Here is a 16,362-nt window from a genome sequence, read left to right as displayed (position 1 = left end):
GACCTAGGGGCGGTCAGGCCGGGGTGTCGCCGAAGCCCGCCTCGATCAGGGCGAACAGCTCCCGCATGGCCTGCCGCTGGTCCTCCTGACCGCGGATCAGGCTCGTGGTGTCCATCACGAAGCGGGCCAGCGCGGCGGACCGGAGATCGCCCTCGGGGGCGCCGGCCGCTTCCGCGATGGCGGCGGCGAGCGCGGACTCGTGGCGCCGCCACATCCGGTCCCAGTACTCCGTCAGTTCCGGCGTCTCCCGGACCAGGGTGAGGTGCGCGAGGACCTCGGGGTCGTCGATGTGCCGGGACGCACGGGTCTCCACGAGGTGGTCGCGCAGGGCGTGCAGCACGGACTGCCCGGGCGCGCGGTCCCGTACCGCCGAGACGAGGGCCGCCTCGATGTCCTCGTCCTCATCGAAGACCAAGGCCTCCTTGCTCGGGAAGTGCTTGAACAGCGTGGTCACCGAGACGTCCGCCTCCTCCGCCACGTCGCGGACGCCGACCTTGTCGTACCCCCGCTCCAGGAACAGGCGCAGCGCGGCGTCGGCCAGGGCCTTGCGGGTCTGCGCCTTCTTGCGCTCACGGCGCCCCACGGTCTCGGTCATGGCCTCACTGTACTGACGGGTCAGCGCAGGCCGGTGGCCCTGTCCTGCCGGTACGTGGCCACGAGCGCGAGGCACATCGCCGCGATGGCGATCCGGCCCGAGGCCTGGAGCAGCGGCCCGCGCAGCAGGATGAAGGAGTACCCCGCGACCAGCGGGACCACCGTGGAGATCAGGCTGCCCGGCGGCGAACTGCGCCGGGCGCGCTTCGCGTAGCGCCGGTCGACGCGGGCGGCGGCGTACCCCATTCCCAGCAGCCCGGCCCCCATGCCCAGCGGGCCGAAGTCGAGCCAGAGCTCGGCCCAGATCGGGGAGGAGAGGTTGGTGTTGACCGTGCCCATCCACTGCCCGACCATCACGCCGGTGTCGCGCGGCTTGCCCGGCCACACCGAGCGCGGCACCGCGAAGAAGACGGATCCCGCGAGCTGGCGCCCGTAGGAGTGCCCGGGACCGGACTCCGAGAAGGTGATGGTGTTCGCGAACATGCCGATCTGGTCGTAGTCCTTGAGCGCCATCGGCTCCAGGAACGAGGTCGTCTCGACCGGCTTGTAGTTCTTCTCGTCGTAGCGGAAGCGGTCCGCGAACGGGAAGACGAGGAGGGCGATCACCACGGCCATGGACAGCGCCACCCGGTACATCGCGGCGCTCACCGGGAAGACGGTGAAGAGCATCGCGAACATGACCGTCAGGAACCAGTACCGCGGGTTGGAGATCGGGTTGTTGACGATCAGGTTGAGGACCATGAGCGCCGACCAGGTGACGAGGATCGACACCTTGCGGCGGGCGAACTTCGAGGTGATCAGCCAGCGCGTGTACAGCAGCAGGGCCAGCAGCGCGGGAACCGTGCCGAAACCGCGCAGCAGGGCCTGGCCCGCCTGGCCGTCCTGGGAGACGCCCGCCTCCTCGATGCCCGCGATGATCTCCTGGCGGCTGGAGAAGAACACCGCCGGGCCGCCGAGCTTCATGATCAGGGCCCCGCTGCCCAGGAACGCCACGGCGGTCAGCAGCTGCAGGCGCCGCCGGTGCGCCATGAGCGGGCGCGCCTCCTTGCGCGAGCCCCCGGCCAGGCCGGTCGGCCGGTGCCGGGCGAGCAGCACGCCCACGTCGAAGGCGGCGCAGCCCAGCAGGACCAGGGCGATGGCGGCGGTGAGGTCGGAGCGCGGGCCGACGACGGGGGTGGGGACCCGGCCCAGGACGGACTGGGCGAGCGGGGCCACGCCCATGGCCATGTAGACGAAGAGCCAGAAGGAGCCCTGGAGCAGCTTGCGCCGGCTGGTCAGCACCATCGCGGAGAGCCGGGCCCCCGCGTACATGGTGAGCACCAGCTGGAGCCAGAAGGCGGCGTCGTGCTGGCCGTCCCCGGGCTGGACCGCGACGAACAGGGGCAGGAAGACGGTGAATCCCAGCGCCAGCGGAACGGACAGCGCCCGGGACAGCAGGGTCCGCGGGGTGGTCACCCGCCCCCAGCTCTGCTCCTCACCGGGCAGCGGCGGCGCCGGCCTGACGCCGGCCCCCCGTATGTCGGTCGCCACGCGCGCCCCCACCCCCTGTGCCTGATCCGGGCGCAGTCTAGTCTGAGGCCCCGGTGCCGGGGGAGGCGCCGTCGGAGGCGTCCGCCGGGGCGCCCTCGGAGGGGCCGGTGGGGCGCCTTCGGGCCGGAGTGCGAGGGGTGCCCGTGCGTGATCTTCCTGCCTTCACGCTGGCCGGATACGACAAGGGGCGCGGGCGGCTGACGCAGGCGCTCTGGTTCGCCGTGATGAACACGCTGTTCATGAGCTGGCTGTGCCCGGCCCGGCTGCGGGTGGCGCTGCTGCGCGCCTTCGGGGCGCGGATCGGCGAAGGGGTGCTGATCCGGCACCGGGTGCGGGTGCTGTGGCCCTGGAAGCTGACCGTGGGCGACCACGCGTGGATCGGCGAGGGCGCCTGGGTGCTGAACCTGGAGCCGGTGACGATCGGCGCGCACGCCTGCGTCTCGCAGGAGGCGCTGCTGTGCACCGGCTCGCACGACCACCGGGCCGCCGACTTCCGCTACCGCAACGCGCCGATCACCGTCGAGGACGGTGCGTGGGTGGCGGTACGGGCCACCGTGCTGGCCGGCGTGACCATCGGCCGGTGCGCGGTCGCGGGCGCCGGGTCCGTGGTCCACAAGGACCTGCCCGCGCTGACCCTGCAGACCCAGGACGGGCGGCGCCGCCCCGTCGAGGAGCCGAAGTGAGTGCCGCCCTGAGAGTCCTGCACGCCGTCACCCTGCACTCCCCCACGCACGCCTTCGGCGGCCCGGTGCGGGTCGCGCTGAACCTGGCCGCGGGGCTGCGGGCGCGCGGGCACGAGGCGAGCCTGCTCGCGCTGGGCGAGGGGTTCCCGGAGCCCTGGCCGACCTCGGTGGAAGGGGTCCCGGCGAAGCTCTTCCCGGCCCGGCGGCTGCTCCCCCTCGGCTTCAGCGGGATGACCTCGCCCGCCCTGCTCGCCTCCGCGGGCCGCCTGGTGCGGGGCGCCGACGTGGTCCACGTGCACCTGGCGCGGGACCTGGTGACCCTGCCCGTGGCCCTGGCGGCGCTGCGGGCCGGCCGGCCGCTGGTCCTGCAGACCCACGGCATGGTCGACCCGAGCGGGAAGGCGCTGGCCAAGGTGCTGGACGCGGTGGCGGTGCGCCGCGTGCTGCGCGGCGCCGACGCGCTCCTGTACCTGACCCCGCACGAGCGGGAGGGGCTCGACGCGGTCGTCGGGGCGCCGCTCCCGAACGCCGTCCGCCTGGTCAACGGCACCCCGGCCCAGGAGGAGCGGCCCGCCCCCGTCGGACCTCCGCGGATCCTCTACTCGGCCCGCCTGCAGGCCCGCAAACGCCCGGTGGACCTCGTCGACGCCGCCCCGGCCGTCCTGGCGGTGCACCCGGACGCGGAGTTCGTGGTGGCCGGCCCGGACGAGGGGGAGCTCGCCGCGGTCCGCGCCCGTGTGAGCGCCCTCGGCCTCTCCGCCCACTTCACGGTGCCGGGCGCGCTGTCCACCGCGGAGGTCCTGTCGGAGCTGCGCCGCGCCCACGTCTACGTACTGCCCTCGGTGGACGAGCCCTTCCCGATGTCGGTCCTGGAGGCCCTGTCGGTGGGCGTCCCCCCGGTGGTGACCCACTCCAACGGCCTGGCCCGTGACATCGACCGCGCGGGCGCGGGCCGCGCGGTGGAGCCCGGGCCGGCGGGCGTCGCGGCGGCCGTCCTGGACCTGCTGGACCCGACGGCCAACGAGGCGGCTTCCCGCGCGGCACGCAGGCTCGCCACCGAGTCCTTCTCCATGGACGCCGTCCTGGACACGCTGCTGCCGGTGTACGAGGGTGCCCGCCGGCGTAGTTGAGGTGCGCGGGCGGGGCCCGGCGTCGGCCTCAGAGGTCGCGGCGGGTTTCGTCGACCACCGGGAGGGCGCCGACGCGGCGGCGCTTGAGGACGCTCGCGTAGACCGCGAGGCCGATGATGCCCGCGACCATCATGATGACCCCGACCAGGTCGAGGTTGACGCTCTGCAGCTGCCAGTCGCTCGCGAAGGTGAGGATGGCCCCCACCACGATCAGGCCTATGCAACCGCTGATACCCCTCATGGGATTCCGCCTCCACCGTCTGGACGGGGTGCAGCCCCGCCGTGTGGAGGCTCGGATGCCCCCGATGCGGGAACGAAAACCGCCCCCGCCTCCCGGGGTACGGGCGGCGGGGGCGGGCGCGTTCGGTCCGGTCAGGCCGGGATCCAGGCGTAGCAGCCGTTCGAGACGAACTGGGCGGTGCCGGCCGGGATCTTGGCGATGATCTTGTCGCCCGGCTTCAGCGGGGCTTCCGGGCCCGAGGCGAGGGCGGCGCCGTCCTTGCCCTTGGCCTCCCAGACGCAGGTCGTGCTCTGGGTCAGCGCGCGGTAGGTGCCCGCCGCCGGGGACTGCTTCGTGCCGTCCGGGAAGCCCTTGGCGGCCGCGTCGAGGACCGGCTTCTGCTCCGGGCACAGGAAGGTGATCGCGTCCTTCGCCCCCGGGATCTCCCCGGCCACGAGGGAGCCGACCGCCGCGTCCTTGTCCCGCTTCGCCGTGCGCTCCACCCGCTGGCAGGCCTCCTCGCCGCTCTGCAGCACGGCCGCCGGGTCCGTCTTCTCCGGGACCCGGCCGCTCAGGTACTGCTTCTGCGGCGCGGTGAAGCTGCCCGTCTTGGGGACGAGCTTCGCGTCCGGCAGGACGGGCCCCGTCGGCTTCGCGTCGGCAGCCGGGGGCTCCGCCGGGGTGTCCGCGGCGTCGGCCGGGTCGGCCTCGGGCGAGGCGGCCGGGGGCTTGGGCGAGGCGGCCGCGGCGTCGGCCTTGCCGTCGCCGGCCTTGCCCTCGCCGCCCGAACTGCAGGCCGTCAGCATCAGGGCGGCGGTCAGCAGGACGGCAGCCGCTGCGGAGCGTCGGTACATGGGTGGCTCCCGTACGTGTGAGAGGGGCGTGCGGGGCCCGGCCGCCGGAGCGGCCGGGCCCCGCACTCCGTCAAGCGGTTACTTCGTGCCGAAGGTGAGGGTCAGCTGCGGCTTGGCGTCCACGGCCGTGGACTCCGAGGACCAGATCCACAGCGGGTTGGTACCCGTGCTGGTCAGGCCCACGCTGTAGCTGCTGCCCAGCACCGCGGAGAGCGCGGTGACGTCCAGCGGCGTGCTCTGGACCGCCGAACCGTCCGGCACGCCCGCGAAGGAGCCGATCGGGGTGGTGCCCAGGGTGGGCTTGCTCTTGAAGGTGGTGCCCGCACCGCTCCAGCTCCCGGTGACCGGGACCACGGAGACGGTGTCGGTGGTGCCGGCGCTCGCCACGGTGGTGGTCTTGACCTGGAGGGACGCGGACTTCAGCACCTGGCCGGCCGGGGCGGCCGGGATGTCGAAGCGCAGGTACGTCTCGTAGGCCGAGGTGCCGCGGACCGCCAGCGAGGCGGACGTGCCGTAGGCGGTGCTGGGGGCGCCCTGGTTGATGTAGGTGTCCTCGGTCGCGGTGACCTTGGAGACCGTGTCGGTGACGGCCTGGGCCAGGGTGTAGTGGTTCTTGACCTGGGCCTCGGTCAGCACCTTCGGGTAGACGGCCGTCTCGTCGATCTGGCCGGCGAAGAAGTTGCTGGTGGGCCGGGAGGTCCAGCCGGAGAGGTTGTCGCCGCCGACGTGCCAGTAGCCCTCGATCGCCTGGGATCCGGTGACATCGAGGGTGTTCTTGAGCTTGCCGTCCAGGTAGAGCGCGATGCCGGAGGGGCCCTGGGTGACGACGACGTGGTGCCACTTGTTGTCGTTGTACGTGTCCAGCAGGCCGGTGGAGACGGTCCTCGCCGAGCCCGGGTTGACCCCGAAGAAGATCCGGCCGGTGTTGCTCATGTAGATGTTCTTGTCGTACTGGCTGCTGTTGCGGTCCTGGTTGTTGCCGAAACCGATCAGCTTGCCGCCGCGCGTGGTGTTCGTCTTGAACCAGGTCTCCAGCGTGTAGCTGCTGCCGACCGTCTGGCGGTGGGCGCTGTACACCTGCTGGCTGGTGCCGTTGAAGCCCATGGCCGTGCTGGCTCCGGTGACCGCGCCGGGCGTCTGGCGCAGCGCCGGGGCGTTGAGCTGGATGCCGCTGGTGTTGCCGGAGACCGAGGAGTCGGCCACGTACGGGCTGACGACGTCGTCGTAGCGCCAGTAGAGGTTGGCGCCGTCCTCGCGGACCTGGTGGGGGTACGCGTTGACCGCGGTCGGGACCGAGACCGAGACGGTGGCCGACAGGGCGCTGGTGTTGCCCGCCGCGTCGGTGGCGGTGACCCGGTAGCTGTAGGACGCGCCGGCCTTGACCGTGGTGTCCGTCCAGGAGGCCTGCCGGCGCAGCCACTCCAGGGAGCTGGCGCTGACGGTGGCGATCGGGGTCGCGGAGCCGTTGCGGTAGATGCGGTAGGTCAGCTTGCTGTCGTCCGCGTCGTAGCTGGTGCGCCAGCGGACCTGGACCTCGCCGGGCTTGACGCTGGAGACGCTGGCGACCGGGGTGGTCGGGGCGCCGACGTCACCGGTGGAGCCGAAGCGGGTCAGGGCCTGCTGGGCCTTGCCGTTGATGAGGGTGAACTCACCGCCGACCCACATGTACTTGGTGGAGTCCTTCTCCGCGATGGCCATCACGCGCGGGCCGATGCCCTCGCCGAGGCCGTCGTTGGCGGTGGGGTGCCAGCCGAGCTTCCCCGGGCTGCGCACGAAGCCTTTCACGGCCTGGGGGGCGTCGAGGCCGCCGTTGCCCCAGTCGGTGTTCTGCGCCAGCAGGAAGTGGCGCTTGCCGTCGGGGAACTCGCCCTCGGAGCTGCAGTTGTGCGCGTGCGAGGAGCTGTAGAGGACCCCGTCGTACGGCAGCACCCACTGGGTGGCGCCCAGGCACTGGTCGCGCCACTTCTCGCTGAAGTCGGTGTGGAGGGCGACGCGGCCGTCGAAGCCGCCCGTGCCCTCGGCGCCGGTGTAGTAGCCCGTGGCGTCGGCCGCGATGGACTTGATGACCGACATCGAGGGGATGGTGCCGTACGTCTTGGTGACGGCTCCGGTGGTGGCGTTCACGACGGCGAGCGCGTGGCTCTGGGCTCCGTTGACGGTGAAGAAGTCACCGCCCAGCAGGAGGTTCTTGCCGTCGTTGCTGAGCAGGAGCGCGCGGCCGGGCTCGTCGACGTTGGCGACGAAGGGCTTGAGGGCGCCGGTGGTGGCGTCCACGGCGGCGACCCGCTCACGGGCCGTGCCCCCGACGTTGGTGAAGTCTCCGGCCGCGTAGAGGGTGCCGTCGGTGGCGGCGAGCGCGCGCACCGTGGACGGGAACTTCGGGCGGAAGGAGGCCTTGGGGGTGCAGGTCGCGATGTCGATGGCGGCGACGCTGTTGACCGCGGTTCCGTTGACGGCGGCGAAGTAGCCGCCGGCGTACAGGGTCTTCTTGTCCTTCGAGACGGTGAGCGCGCGCACGGTCGCGCTGCCCTCGCCGATGGTGAAGGAGAGCTTGCAGGAGGTGGGGGCGCCGGTCGCCGCGTCGAGCGCGACGAAGTTCACGGCTTCCTGCTCCGCGCCGGTGCCACCGGTGGGCGGGCGGACGGCCGAGAAGGTGCCGCCCGCGAAGACCGTGCCGTTGGCCTCGGCCATCGCCCAGACGATCCCGTTGGGCTGCCACGTCGGCAGGGCGTCGGCGGTGAAGGCCACCGGCTGCGTGATGGCCGAGGCCTCGGGTATCAGCACCAGGCCGACTGCGGTCCCGGCACCGGCCAGTGACAGGGCGAGGGCAGCAGTCAGCCCTCTGGATCTACGCATGAGCCCCCCAGGGCAATTGCCCGGCTTGAATGGCTGGTTCGGCATCTGTCGTAACAGCCATATGTACTGGCGCAGACTAGGGCTCACGCGAGGGCCTGGTCACCACGCTTGACCCATTGCATACCAACTTGGAATCAACGAGTCCGGTGTGGATGGAGCACTACGGACATACGGCAGATTTGCCCCGGCCGTACCCGCTGTCAGCTGCGCGAATGACCAGGACACGGCAAATCGTAGGCGAAATATAAGGCCTCAGCGGTCGATGCGGACGTTGGCCCCGGCCAATTGGTCCTCGACCTGCCGGATATCGGAATCCACCATGATCCGGGCCAGTTCGGCCACCAGGACCGTCGGCTTCCAGCCGAGCAGCTCGTGGGCCTTGGACGCGTCGCCGATCAGAGCGTCGACCTCGCTGGGGCGCTCGTACTTGGGGTCGTAGCGAACGTGCTCGTTCCAGTCGAGACCGGCGTGGGAGAAGGAGGCCTCGACGAACTCGCGGACGGTGGCGGCGACCCCGGTGGCCACCACGTAGTCGGTGGCCTCGTCCTGCTGGAGCATCCGCCACATGGCGTCCACGTACTCCGGGGCGTAGCCCCAGTCGCGGACGGCGTCGAGGTTGCCGAGGTAGAGCTTCTCCTGGAGGCCGGCCTTGATGCGGGCGACCGCGCGGGTGATCTTGCGGGTCACGAAGGTCTCGCCGCGGCGCGGGGACTCGTGGTTGAAGAGGATCCCGTTGACGGCGAACATGCCGTACGCCTCGCGGTAGTTCACCGTCGTCCAGTACGCGAACACCTTCGCGGCGCCGTACGGGCTGCGCGGGTGGAACGGGGTGGCCTCGTTCTGCGGGGGCGGGGTGGCGCCGAACATCTCCGAGGAGGAGGCCTGGTAGATGCGGGTGTCCACGCCGCTGGCCCGGATCGCCTCCAGCAGGCGCAGGGCGCCGAGGCCGGTCACGTCGCCGGTGTAGAGCGGGGCGTCGAAGGAGACGCGGACGTGCGACTGGGCGCCGAGGTTGTAGACCTCGTCGGGGCGTATCTCGCGGAGCAGGTTCACCAGGGCCACGCCGTCGGAGAGGTCGGCGTGGTGCAGGACGAGGGACCGGTTCTCCGTCTGCGGGTCCTGGTAGATGTGGTCGATCCGCTCCGTGTTGAAGCTGGAGGACCGCCGCACGAGCCCGTGCACCGTGTAGCCCTTGGAGAGCAGGAGCTCTGCGAGGTACGAGCCGTCCTGCCCGGTGACTCCGGTGATCAGCGCGGTCTTGCCCATGGGGTCCCCCCGGGGATCGTTGCGGTACGGGTCGTGGCCGCACCCCGGGGCACGGGCCGGAGCTGCGGTGCGGGGCTGTGCGGTCCGCCGCCAGGGGGCTGGAGACGGGTACCGGATGGGTACCGTACACGCTCGGTCCGGAGCCCCTCCCGCTGGATCGGGCCCCTCGCCCCCTTGCGGGTCGGTATGCACCGAACCGCCCCGGGGTGACCGTAATCCCCCTGCTCCCGGCCGGTCCGGGACGGGCGGTCCGGGGCGGCTCCCGGGGTGCGGCCCGGGGCGTGCGGCACCGGATCGGGGCCGCGGGGCTCCCCCGTGAAACCGCGGACAGCGGACTGGCATCATCGGCGGTATGACAAGTTCGCCGTTCCTGCCCCCGAACGCCCGCGTCTTCGTCGCCGGCCACCGCGGCCTCGTCGGGTCCGCGGTCGCCCGCCGCCTCACCGCCGACGGGTACGAGGTGCTCACCCGCGGCCGCGCCGAGCTCGATCTGCGCGATGCCGCGGCGACCGCGGCGTACCTGCGGGAGGTCCGGCCCGACGCCGTCGTGCTGGCCGCCGCCAAGGTCGGCGGGATCATGGCCAACAGCACCTTCCCGGTGCAGTTCCTGGAGGACAACCTCCGGATCCAGCTGAGCGTCGTCGCCGGGGCGCACGCCGCGGAGGTCGGCCGGCTGCTCTTCCTCGGCTCCTCCTGCATCTACCCCAAGCTGGCCCCGCAGCCCATCAGCGAGGACGCCCTGCTGACCGGCCCGCTGGAGCCGACCAACGAGGCGTACGCCCTGGCGAAGATCGCCGGCATCGTCCAGGTCCAGTCGTACCGCAAGCAGTACGGGGCCTCGTACATCTCCGCCATGCCCACGAACCTCTACGGCCCGGGCGACAACTTCGACCTGGAGTCCTCGCACGTCCTGCCGGCCCTCATCCGCCGCTTCCACGAGGCCGCCGCCGAGGGGCGCGAGGAGGTCACCCTGTGGGGATCGGGGACCCCCCGCCGGGAGTTCCTGCACGTGGACGACCTGGCGGCCGCCTGCGCCGTGCTGCTGCGCGAGTACGACGGCGCCGAGCCGGTGAACATCGGCTGTGGTGAGGACCTGACCATCAAGGCCCTCGCGGAGACCGTCGCCGAGGTGACCGGCTTCCGGGGCAGGCTCGCCTGGGACACCTCCAAGCCCGACGGCACGCCCCGCAAGCTGCTGGACGTGACCCGGCTGCGCGGGCTCGGCTGGAAGCCCGAGGTCCCGCTGCGCGAGGGGATCGCCGCCACGTACGCCTGGTGGCGCGGGCAGAGCTGATCCCGGGGCGGGACCTGGGCGGGATCCCCCGCCCCGCGCCCCCGCCCCTCAGCAGCCCCGTGCCTCAGTAGGCTCCGCGGCCGTCCACGACGGCGCGGAGCGTGCGGCCCATGACGTCGACGTCACTGGTGAACGACCAGTTGTCCACGTACTGCAGGTCGAGCTGGATCGTTTCGTCCCAGGAGAGGTCGGACCGCCCGCTGATCTGCCACAGCCCGGTCATCCCCGGCCGCACGGCGAGCCGGCGCAGTTCGACCTCGTCGTACTCCGCCACCTCCTCCGGAAGCGGCGGGCGCGGGCCGACCAGGGACATGCTGCCCGCCACCACGTTGATCAGCTGCGGCAGCTCGTCCATGGACGTGCGGCGCAGCAGCCGGCCGACGCGGGTCACCCGGGGGTCGCGGCGCATCTTGAACATCAGGCCGTCGTTCTCGTTGGCCCCGGACAGCTCGGCCTTCAGTGCGTCGGCGTCCACGACCATCGTGCGGAACTTCCACATGACGAACGGGACCCCGTCGCGGCCGATCCGCCGCTGCCGGTAGAACGCCGGGCCGCGCGAACCGCAGCGGATCGCCAGGACCACCGCGAGGAAGACCGGCGACATCAGGACGAGGCCGAGCGCCGCGCCCGTCCGGTCCAGTACCGACTTCAGCAGGGGCTGCATGCCCCGGCTCACCGGCGGCGCCACCCGCAGCATGGCCAGGCCGCCCGCGGACAGGGTCTCCAGCCGCTTGACGGAGACCTCCACCAGACCGGGGAAGACCGCCAGTTCGAGCCCGGCGTCGTGCAGGGCCCAGGAGATCCGCCGCAGCCGCTCCCCCGCCAGCCGGGCCCCCGGTGCGACGAGCACCAGGTCGGCGCGGTGGGCGGCGACGGCCCCGAGCACGGCGGCGGAGTCCCCGGTCGGGGACTTCGACGCCTCGGAGCCGAGCCGGGCGGCGACGGGCACCCCGCTGTCCAGTCCGGCGGGGCCCACGGGGACCACGCCGACCACGACGTACGGGTGGTCGGTGCGCGCGGCGAGGTGTCCGATGACGGACTCGGCGGCAGCGGGCTCGCCGACGACCAGGACCCGGCTCACCGCCTGGGCCTCGCGCCGGGCGGCGGAGAGGTGGCGGTAGGTCAGCTTGTGGCAGGCGACGGTGATGAGCAGAGCGGGTACGAGGGCGCCGAGGGCGGACAGCCGGGGGGTGTTCTCGCCCGTGACCACGCGGGCCACGGCGAGTACACCGATCAGAATCAGCCAGTCGTGCACGACCGGCAGGACTCCCCGGGATTCGCCGAGCGCGCGGCCGGCGTACCGCCTCCGGATCAGCTGCACGCTCGTCCAGGCCAGGGCGGTGCCGAGGGCGCAGAACAGGGGACGGGCCTGCTGGGCGGCGGCGAAGACCAGGCCGACGGGGACTCCCGCGCCGATCAGGTCCGCGGAGACCGCGGCGGGCAGGTACCAGCGGGCCTTGTCACCGAGGCCCCGGGCGGGCATGGCCGACGCCCGGGCCGCTCGGGCCACTCTTTGCACAGGTATATGGACATGCCTCATGGGCCCCCCTGGCACGTGGTCTCTGACAGTTGCGCGAGTCCGGTCCGCGGCTTCCCCAAACCGTGGACGTCAGGCGCACCGGGAAACAGTACGACAAACGCCCGTACGGTAAATGCCGTTTGCGGGAACCGGACGTCTTGTTGCCCAAGCGTTAGCAGGCGGTGGCCCTCGTTCCGGCCGGGCGCCCCTCGCCCCTTTGTGGACGGACCCCTTTCTCACGCCAAAGTGAATGTTCCGCATACCGGATACGTCTCTTCGGACAACGAACGATTTCCGGCCAACCTTTTGACGCGGCCCTGACATCACGGCGCCCAAGTGGCACTCTTCGACCGTTCATCGCACCAGCCCGATCTGCCCGGAGGCCCACCCAGCCATCCGGAACCCCCCTTGCAGAAGGAGTCTGCGTTGAGTCCCACCCCCCAGCGGCGTGCCACCACGGCCGGCGCGCTTGTTGCCGCGGCCGCCCTCCTCGCCGTAGGCATCCAGACCGGATCCGCCACCGCCGACGCCACCGCGTCGCAGGCTGTTTCGGTCGCCCAGGCCAATCCGGGCGCGGCCAACCTCAAACTCAGCGCTTCGGAGCGTGCGACGCTCCTGGCCGAGGCCAACTCCACCACCGTGCAGGCGGCCAAGGGCCTCGGCCTCGCCGGCTCGGAGAAGCTCATCGTCCGCGACGTGGTCAAGGACGCGGACGGCACCACCCACACCACGTACGAGCGCACCTACAACGGCATACCGGTGCTCGGCGGTGACCTCACCATCCACGCCAAGAACGGCGTCACCAAGAGCGTCACCAAGGCCACCAACCACGACATCAAGGTCGCGGACACCACCGCCACCGTCACCCCCGCCGCGGCGGAGGGCCAGGCGGTCGCCGCCGCCAACGCCGAGGGATCCAAGGACGCCAAGGCCTCCCAGAGCGCCCGCAAGGTGATCTGGGCCGCCGAGGGCGCTCCGGTCCTCGCGTTCGAGACCGTCGTCGGCGGGATCCAGCACGACGGCACCCCGAGCGAGCTGCACGTGGTCACCAACGCCAAGACCGGCGCCAAGATCACCGAGTGGCAGGCCATCGAGACCGGCACCGGCAACACCATGTACAGCGGCCAGGTGACGATCGGCACCTCGCAGTCGGGCAGCAACTACACGCTGAACGACGCGACGCGCGGCGGGCACAAGACCAACAACCTGAACCGGGCCACCTCCGGCACCGGCACCCTCTTCTCCGGCACCGACGACGTCTGGGGCAACGGCCTGCCGGCCAACCTGGAGACGGCCGCCGCCGACGCCCACTACGGCGCCCAGGTGACGTGGGACTACTACAAGAACGTCCACGGCCGCAACGGCCTGCGCAACGACGGGGTCTCCCCGTACAGCCGGGTCCACTACGGCAACAACTACGTGAACGCCTTCTGGGACAACTCCTGCTTCTGCATGACGTACGGCGACGGTGAGGGCAACGCCAAGCCCCTCACCTCCACCGACGTGGCCGCGCACGAGATGACGCACGGCCTGACCTCGGTCACCGGCAACATGACCTACAGCGGTGAGCCGGGCGGTCTGAACGAGGCCACCTCCGACATCTTCGCGGCCGCGGTCGAGTTCTACGCCGCCAACCCGCAGGACGTCGGCGACTACCTGGTCGGCGAGAAGATCGACATCCGCGGCAACGGCACCCCGCTGCGCTACATGGACAAGCCGAGCAAGGACGGCTCGTCGAAGGACGCCTGGTACTCGGGCCTCGGCTCGATCGACGTCCACTACTCCTCGGGCCCGGCCAACCACTGGTACTACCTGGCCTCCGAGGGCTCGGGCGCCAAGGTCGTCAACGGCGTGAGCTACGACTCGCCGACCTCCGACGGCCTCCCGGTCACCCCGATCGGCCGCGACGCCGCGTCCAAGATCTGGTTCCGCGCCCTGACCACGGGCCTGTTCCGGTCGAACACCAACTACGCGGCCGCCCGTACCGCCACCCTGCAGGCCGCTGCCGACCTGTACGGCGCCGGTTCGACCACGTACAACAACGTCGCACACGCCTGGGCCGCCATCAACGTCGGCACCCGCCCCGTGAACGGCGTCTCGGTCACCAGCCCGGGCAACCAGAACACCGTCACGGGCAGCGCCGTCAGCCTGCAGATCCAGGCCACCAGCACCAACCCCGGTGCCCTGAGCTACGCGGCGACCGGCCTGCCGGCCGGGCTGTCGATCAACTCCTCCAACGGCCTGATCTCGGGCACGGCCTCCACGGCGGGCACGTCCAACGTGACCATCACGGTGACCGACTCCGCGAACCAGACCGGTACGGCGGCGTTCACCTGGACGGTCGGCACCACGCAGCCGAACGTCTTCGAGAACACCACCGACTTCGCGATCGCCGACAACGCGACGGTCGACTCCCCGATCACCGTGAACCGCACGGGCAACGCCCCGAGCACCCTCAAGGTGGACCTGAACATCCTGCACACCTACATCGGTGACCTGAAGGTCGACCTCGTCGCCCCCGACGGCACCCTGTACAACCTGCACAACCGCACCGGTGGCAGCGCGGACAACATCATCAAGTCCGTCACGGTCAACGCCTCCTCCGAGGTGGCCCAGGGCGTGTGGAAGCTGCGTGTCAACGACAACGCGAACCTCGACACCGGCAAGATCGACAGCTGGAAGCTCACCTTCTGACCCCCACCGGGGCAGTCCGCCAACCAGAGCTGAACCGCCAGAGCTGAACTGCCAGAGCTGAACCGCCAGACCACGGGGCCGCCCGGGAGAAGACCTCCCCGGGCGGCCCTGTTCCATTCGCCCCCGCCGGGCAGGGTCCAGGGCCCCTGAGGGCCGGGACCTTCGGCGCCTTCCGGCGCGCCGCCCCACGGTCATAGTGGAAACAGCGAACCTACGGAACCGTAGGTTCGGGTGATTCCGAGGACGTGACCCATGCCGCAGCCCCCCACGACCGCCCCCGCCACACCGCACCCCTGGCTCATCCAGGGCGGCATGGGCGTCGGAGTCTCCGGCTGGCGGCTGGCCAGGGCGGTCTCCGGCGAAGGGCAGCTGGGCGTGGTGTCCGGCACGGCGCTGGACGTCGTACTGGCCCGCGTGCTGCAGACCGGCGACCCCGGCGGTCACGCCCGCCGGGCGCTGGCGGCCTTTCCGCTGCCGGAGCTGGCCCAGTCCGCCCTCGACCTCTACTTCCGCGAGGACGGGCTCGCGGACGGCGCGGCGATGCGCACCACCCCGCGACTGCGGGCGACGGGCGGATCGCAGGCCGAGATCCTCACCGTCCTCGGCAACTTCGTCGAGGTCTGGCTCGCCAAGGAGGGACATGACGGTGTCATCGGCATCAACTACCTGGAGAAGATCCAGCTCGCCACTGCCCCCGCGATGTTCGGCGCGATCCTGGCAGGCGTCGACTACGTGCTCGTGGGCGCGGGAGTCCCCGGTCAGATCCCTGCCCTCGCCTCCCGGCTGGCGGTCTACGAACGCTGCGTGAGCAAGATCCATGTGGAGGGCGACGAGGAGCCCCTGGAGCACCTCTTCGACCCCGCGGCCCTGCTCGCCGGGCACCTGCCCGGCCCGCTGCGCCGCCCCCACGTGCTGGCCATCGTCTCGCTCCCGGTCCTGGCCACCTACCTGGCCCGGGACGAGATCACCCGCCCCGACGGCTTCGTCATCGAGACCAGCCAGGCCGGCGGCCACAGCGCCCCGCCGCGCGGGCCGATGAAGCTCGACGAGGACGGGGAGCCGGTCTACGGGCCGCGCGACAACCCCGACCTCGCCAAGATGGCGGCGCTCGGGCTGCCGTTCTGGCTCGCCGGCGGCCAGGCCAGCCCCCAGGCCGTGGCCGGGGCGCTCGCGGAGGGCGCCGCCGGGGTCCAGATCGGCAGCGCGTTCGCCCTGTGCGAGGAGTCGGGCATGGCCCGCCACCTGCGCGAGGAGCTGCTGGAGCGGGCCCACACCGGCACCCTCTCGGTCCGCAACGACCCCGAGGCCTCCCCGACCTCGTTCCCGTTCAAGGTGGCGGACCTGCCGGGGACGGTCTCCGAGCCGGAGGTCGCCGAAGCCCGGCGCCGGGTCTGCGACCTCGGCTTCCTGCGCACTCCCGTACGGGGTCCGCGCGGTCTGGTCTACCGGTGCGCCGCCGAGCCGGTGGCCGCGTACGTCCGCAAGGGCGGCGATGCCTCCGACACCAAGGGCCGCCAGTGCCTGTGCAACGGGCTGCTGGCCACGATCGGGCTGGCCCAGCGCCGTCCGCACGGCCGGGTGGAACCCCCGCTGGTGACGATCGGCAAGGACCTGTCGTTCCTGCCGGAGCTGGCCCCGAACGCCGAGCCGTACACGGCCGCGGACGTGGTGCACTGGCTCGCGGCGGGCGCGGCCCGGCCCGCTGCCGGCCGCTGACCCCCT

The 16,362-nt window shown here is 71.9% G+C and carries 12 protein-coding genes; 5 read left to right on the top strand and 7 right to left on the bottom strand.

The window, feature by feature from the left end; translation table 11 throughout:
• Positions 1-13 precede the first annotated feature (13 nt).
• On the bottom strand, positions 14-595 hold the full coding sequence (locus tag NLX94_RS20000) for a TetR/AcrR family transcriptional regulator (protein ID WP_254384311.1): 582 nt from the start codon (positions 593-595) through the stop codon (positions 14-16).
• Between the two features lie 20 nt (positions 596-615).
• The gene (locus NLX94_RS19995; protein ID WP_374683986.1) at positions 616-2,124 is read right to left on the bottom strand and encodes a hypothetical protein; all 1,509 of its coding nucleotides are present in this window, start codon (positions 2,122-2,124) and stop codon (positions 616-618) included.
• Between the two features lie 143 nt (positions 2,125-2,267).
• On the opposite strand from NLX94_RS19995, the gene NLX94_RS19990 reads away from it, so the two are divergent.
• Positions 2,268-2,807 (top strand): WcaF family extracellular polysaccharide biosynthesis acetyltransferase, encoded by a 540-nt coding sequence (locus NLX94_RS19990; protein ID WP_254384310.1) that lies wholly within the window; start codon positions 2,268-2,270, stop codon positions 2,805-2,807.
• 8 nt (positions 2,808-2,815) lie between these two features.
• The gene (locus NLX94_RS19985) at positions 2,816-3,937 is read left to right on the top strand and encodes a glycosyltransferase (RefSeq protein WP_254384387.1); all 1,122 of its coding nucleotides are present in this window, start codon (positions 2,816-2,818) and stop codon (positions 3,935-3,937) included.
• Between the two features lie 28 nt (positions 3,938-3,965).
• Here NLX94_RS19985 and NLX94_RS19980 read toward each other — a convergent pair whose 3' ends face one another.
• From NLX94_RS19980 to gmd, 4 genes are all read right to left on the bottom strand, one after another.
• Positions 3,966-4,178 carry a hypothetical protein gene (locus NLX94_RS19980; RefSeq protein WP_254384309.1) on the bottom strand — a complete coding sequence of 71 codons (213 nt, stop codon included), beginning with the start codon at positions 4,176-4,178 and terminating at the stop codon, positions 3,966-3,968.
• A gap of 131 nt (positions 4,179-4,309) precedes the next feature.
• Complete coding sequence (locus NLX94_RS19975; protein ID WP_254384308.1) at positions 4,310-5,011, bottom strand: hypothetical protein; 702 nt, start codon at positions 5,009-5,011, stop codon at positions 4,310-4,312.
• A gap of 78 nt (positions 5,012-5,089) precedes the next feature.
• Positions 5,090-7,867, bottom strand: a complete 2,778-nt coding sequence (locus NLX94_RS19970) for a LamG-like jellyroll fold domain-containing protein (RefSeq protein WP_254384307.1) — start codon at positions 7,865-7,867, stop codon at positions 5,090-5,092.
• Between the two features lie 252 nt (positions 7,868-8,119).
• Positions 8,120-9,133 (bottom strand): GDP-mannose 4,6-dehydratase, encoded by a 1,014-nt coding sequence (gene gmd, locus NLX94_RS19965; protein ID WP_254384306.1) that lies wholly within the window; start codon positions 9,131-9,133, stop codon positions 8,120-8,122.
• A gap of 352 nt (positions 9,134-9,485) precedes the next feature.
• On the opposite strand from gmd, the gene NLX94_RS19960 reads away from it, so the two are divergent.
• Positions 9,486-10,427: a GDP-L-fucose synthase gene (locus NLX94_RS19960; protein ID WP_254384305.1), complete on the top strand. Its 942-nt coding sequence runs from the start codon at positions 9,486-9,488 to the stop codon at positions 10,425-10,427.
• A 64-nt stretch (positions 10,428-10,491) separates the two neighbouring features.
• Here the strand turns inward: NLX94_RS19960 and NLX94_RS19955 are convergent, their stop codons facing one another.
• Complete coding sequence (locus NLX94_RS19955; protein ID WP_374683985.1) at positions 10,492-11,967, bottom strand: sugar transferase; 1,476 nt, start codon at positions 11,965-11,967, stop codon at positions 10,492-10,494.
• Positions 11,968-12,372: 405 nt separating this feature from the next.
• On the opposite strand from NLX94_RS19955, the gene NLX94_RS19950 reads away from it, so the two are divergent.
• Together NLX94_RS19950 and NLX94_RS19945 are read left to right on the top strand one after the other, a co-directional pair.
• Positions 12,373-14,640: a M4 family metallopeptidase gene (locus tag NLX94_RS19950; protein ID WP_254384303.1), complete on the top strand. Its 2,268-nt coding sequence runs from the start codon at positions 12,373-12,375 to the stop codon at positions 14,638-14,640.
• Between the two features lie 252 nt (positions 14,641-14,892).
• On the top strand, positions 14,893-16,356 hold the full coding sequence (locus NLX94_RS19945; protein WP_254384302.1) for a nitronate monooxygenase: 1,464 nt from the start codon (positions 14,893-14,895) through the stop codon (positions 16,354-16,356).
• The last annotated feature ends 6 nt before the right edge of the window (positions 16,357-16,362 follow it).

Origin of the sequence: Streptomyces sp. TBY4 (assembly GCF_024213195.1) — a bacterium.
Lineage (GTDB): Bacteria > Actinomycetota > Actinomycetes > Streptomycetales > Streptomycetaceae > Streptomyces.
Note: the sequence above shows the minus strand (reverse complement) of the source record. Positions and strands in the feature narration are given on the sequence as shown.

Excerpts from the sequence above, each read along its gene's own strand:
- NLX94_RS19975 (WP_254384308.1), bottom strand. The coding sequence starts at position 5,011 with ATGTACCGACGCTCCGCAGCGGCTGCCGTCCTGCTGACCGCCGCCCTG.
- NLX94_RS19970 (WP_254384307.1), bottom strand. The coding sequence starts at position 7,867 with ATGCGTAGATCCAGAGGGCTGACTGCTGCCCTCGCCCTGTCACTGGCC.
- gmd (WP_254384306.1), bottom strand. The coding sequence starts at position 9,133 with ATGGGCAAGACCGCGCTGATCACCGGAGTCACCGGGCAGGACGGCTCG.
- NLX94_RS19980 (WP_254384309.1), bottom strand. The coding sequence starts at position 4,178 with ATGAGGGGTATCAGCGGTTGCATAGGCCTGATCGTGGTGGGGGCCATC.
- NLX94_RS19955 (WP_374683985.1), bottom strand. The coding sequence starts at position 11,967 with ATGAGGCATGTCCATATACCTGTGCAAAGAGTGGCCCGAGCGGCCCGG.
- NLX94_RS19945 (WP_254384302.1), top strand. The coding sequence starts at position 14,893 with ATGCCGCAGCCCCCCACGACCGCCCCCGCCACACCGCACCCCTGGCTC.
- NLX94_RS19960 (WP_254384305.1), top strand. The coding sequence starts at position 9,486 with ATGACAAGTTCGCCGTTCCTGCCCCCGAACGCCCGCGTCTTCGTCGCC.
- NLX94_RS20000 (WP_254384311.1), bottom strand. The coding sequence starts at position 595 with ATGACCGAGACCGTGGGGCGCCGTGAGCGCAAGAAGGCGCAGACCCGC.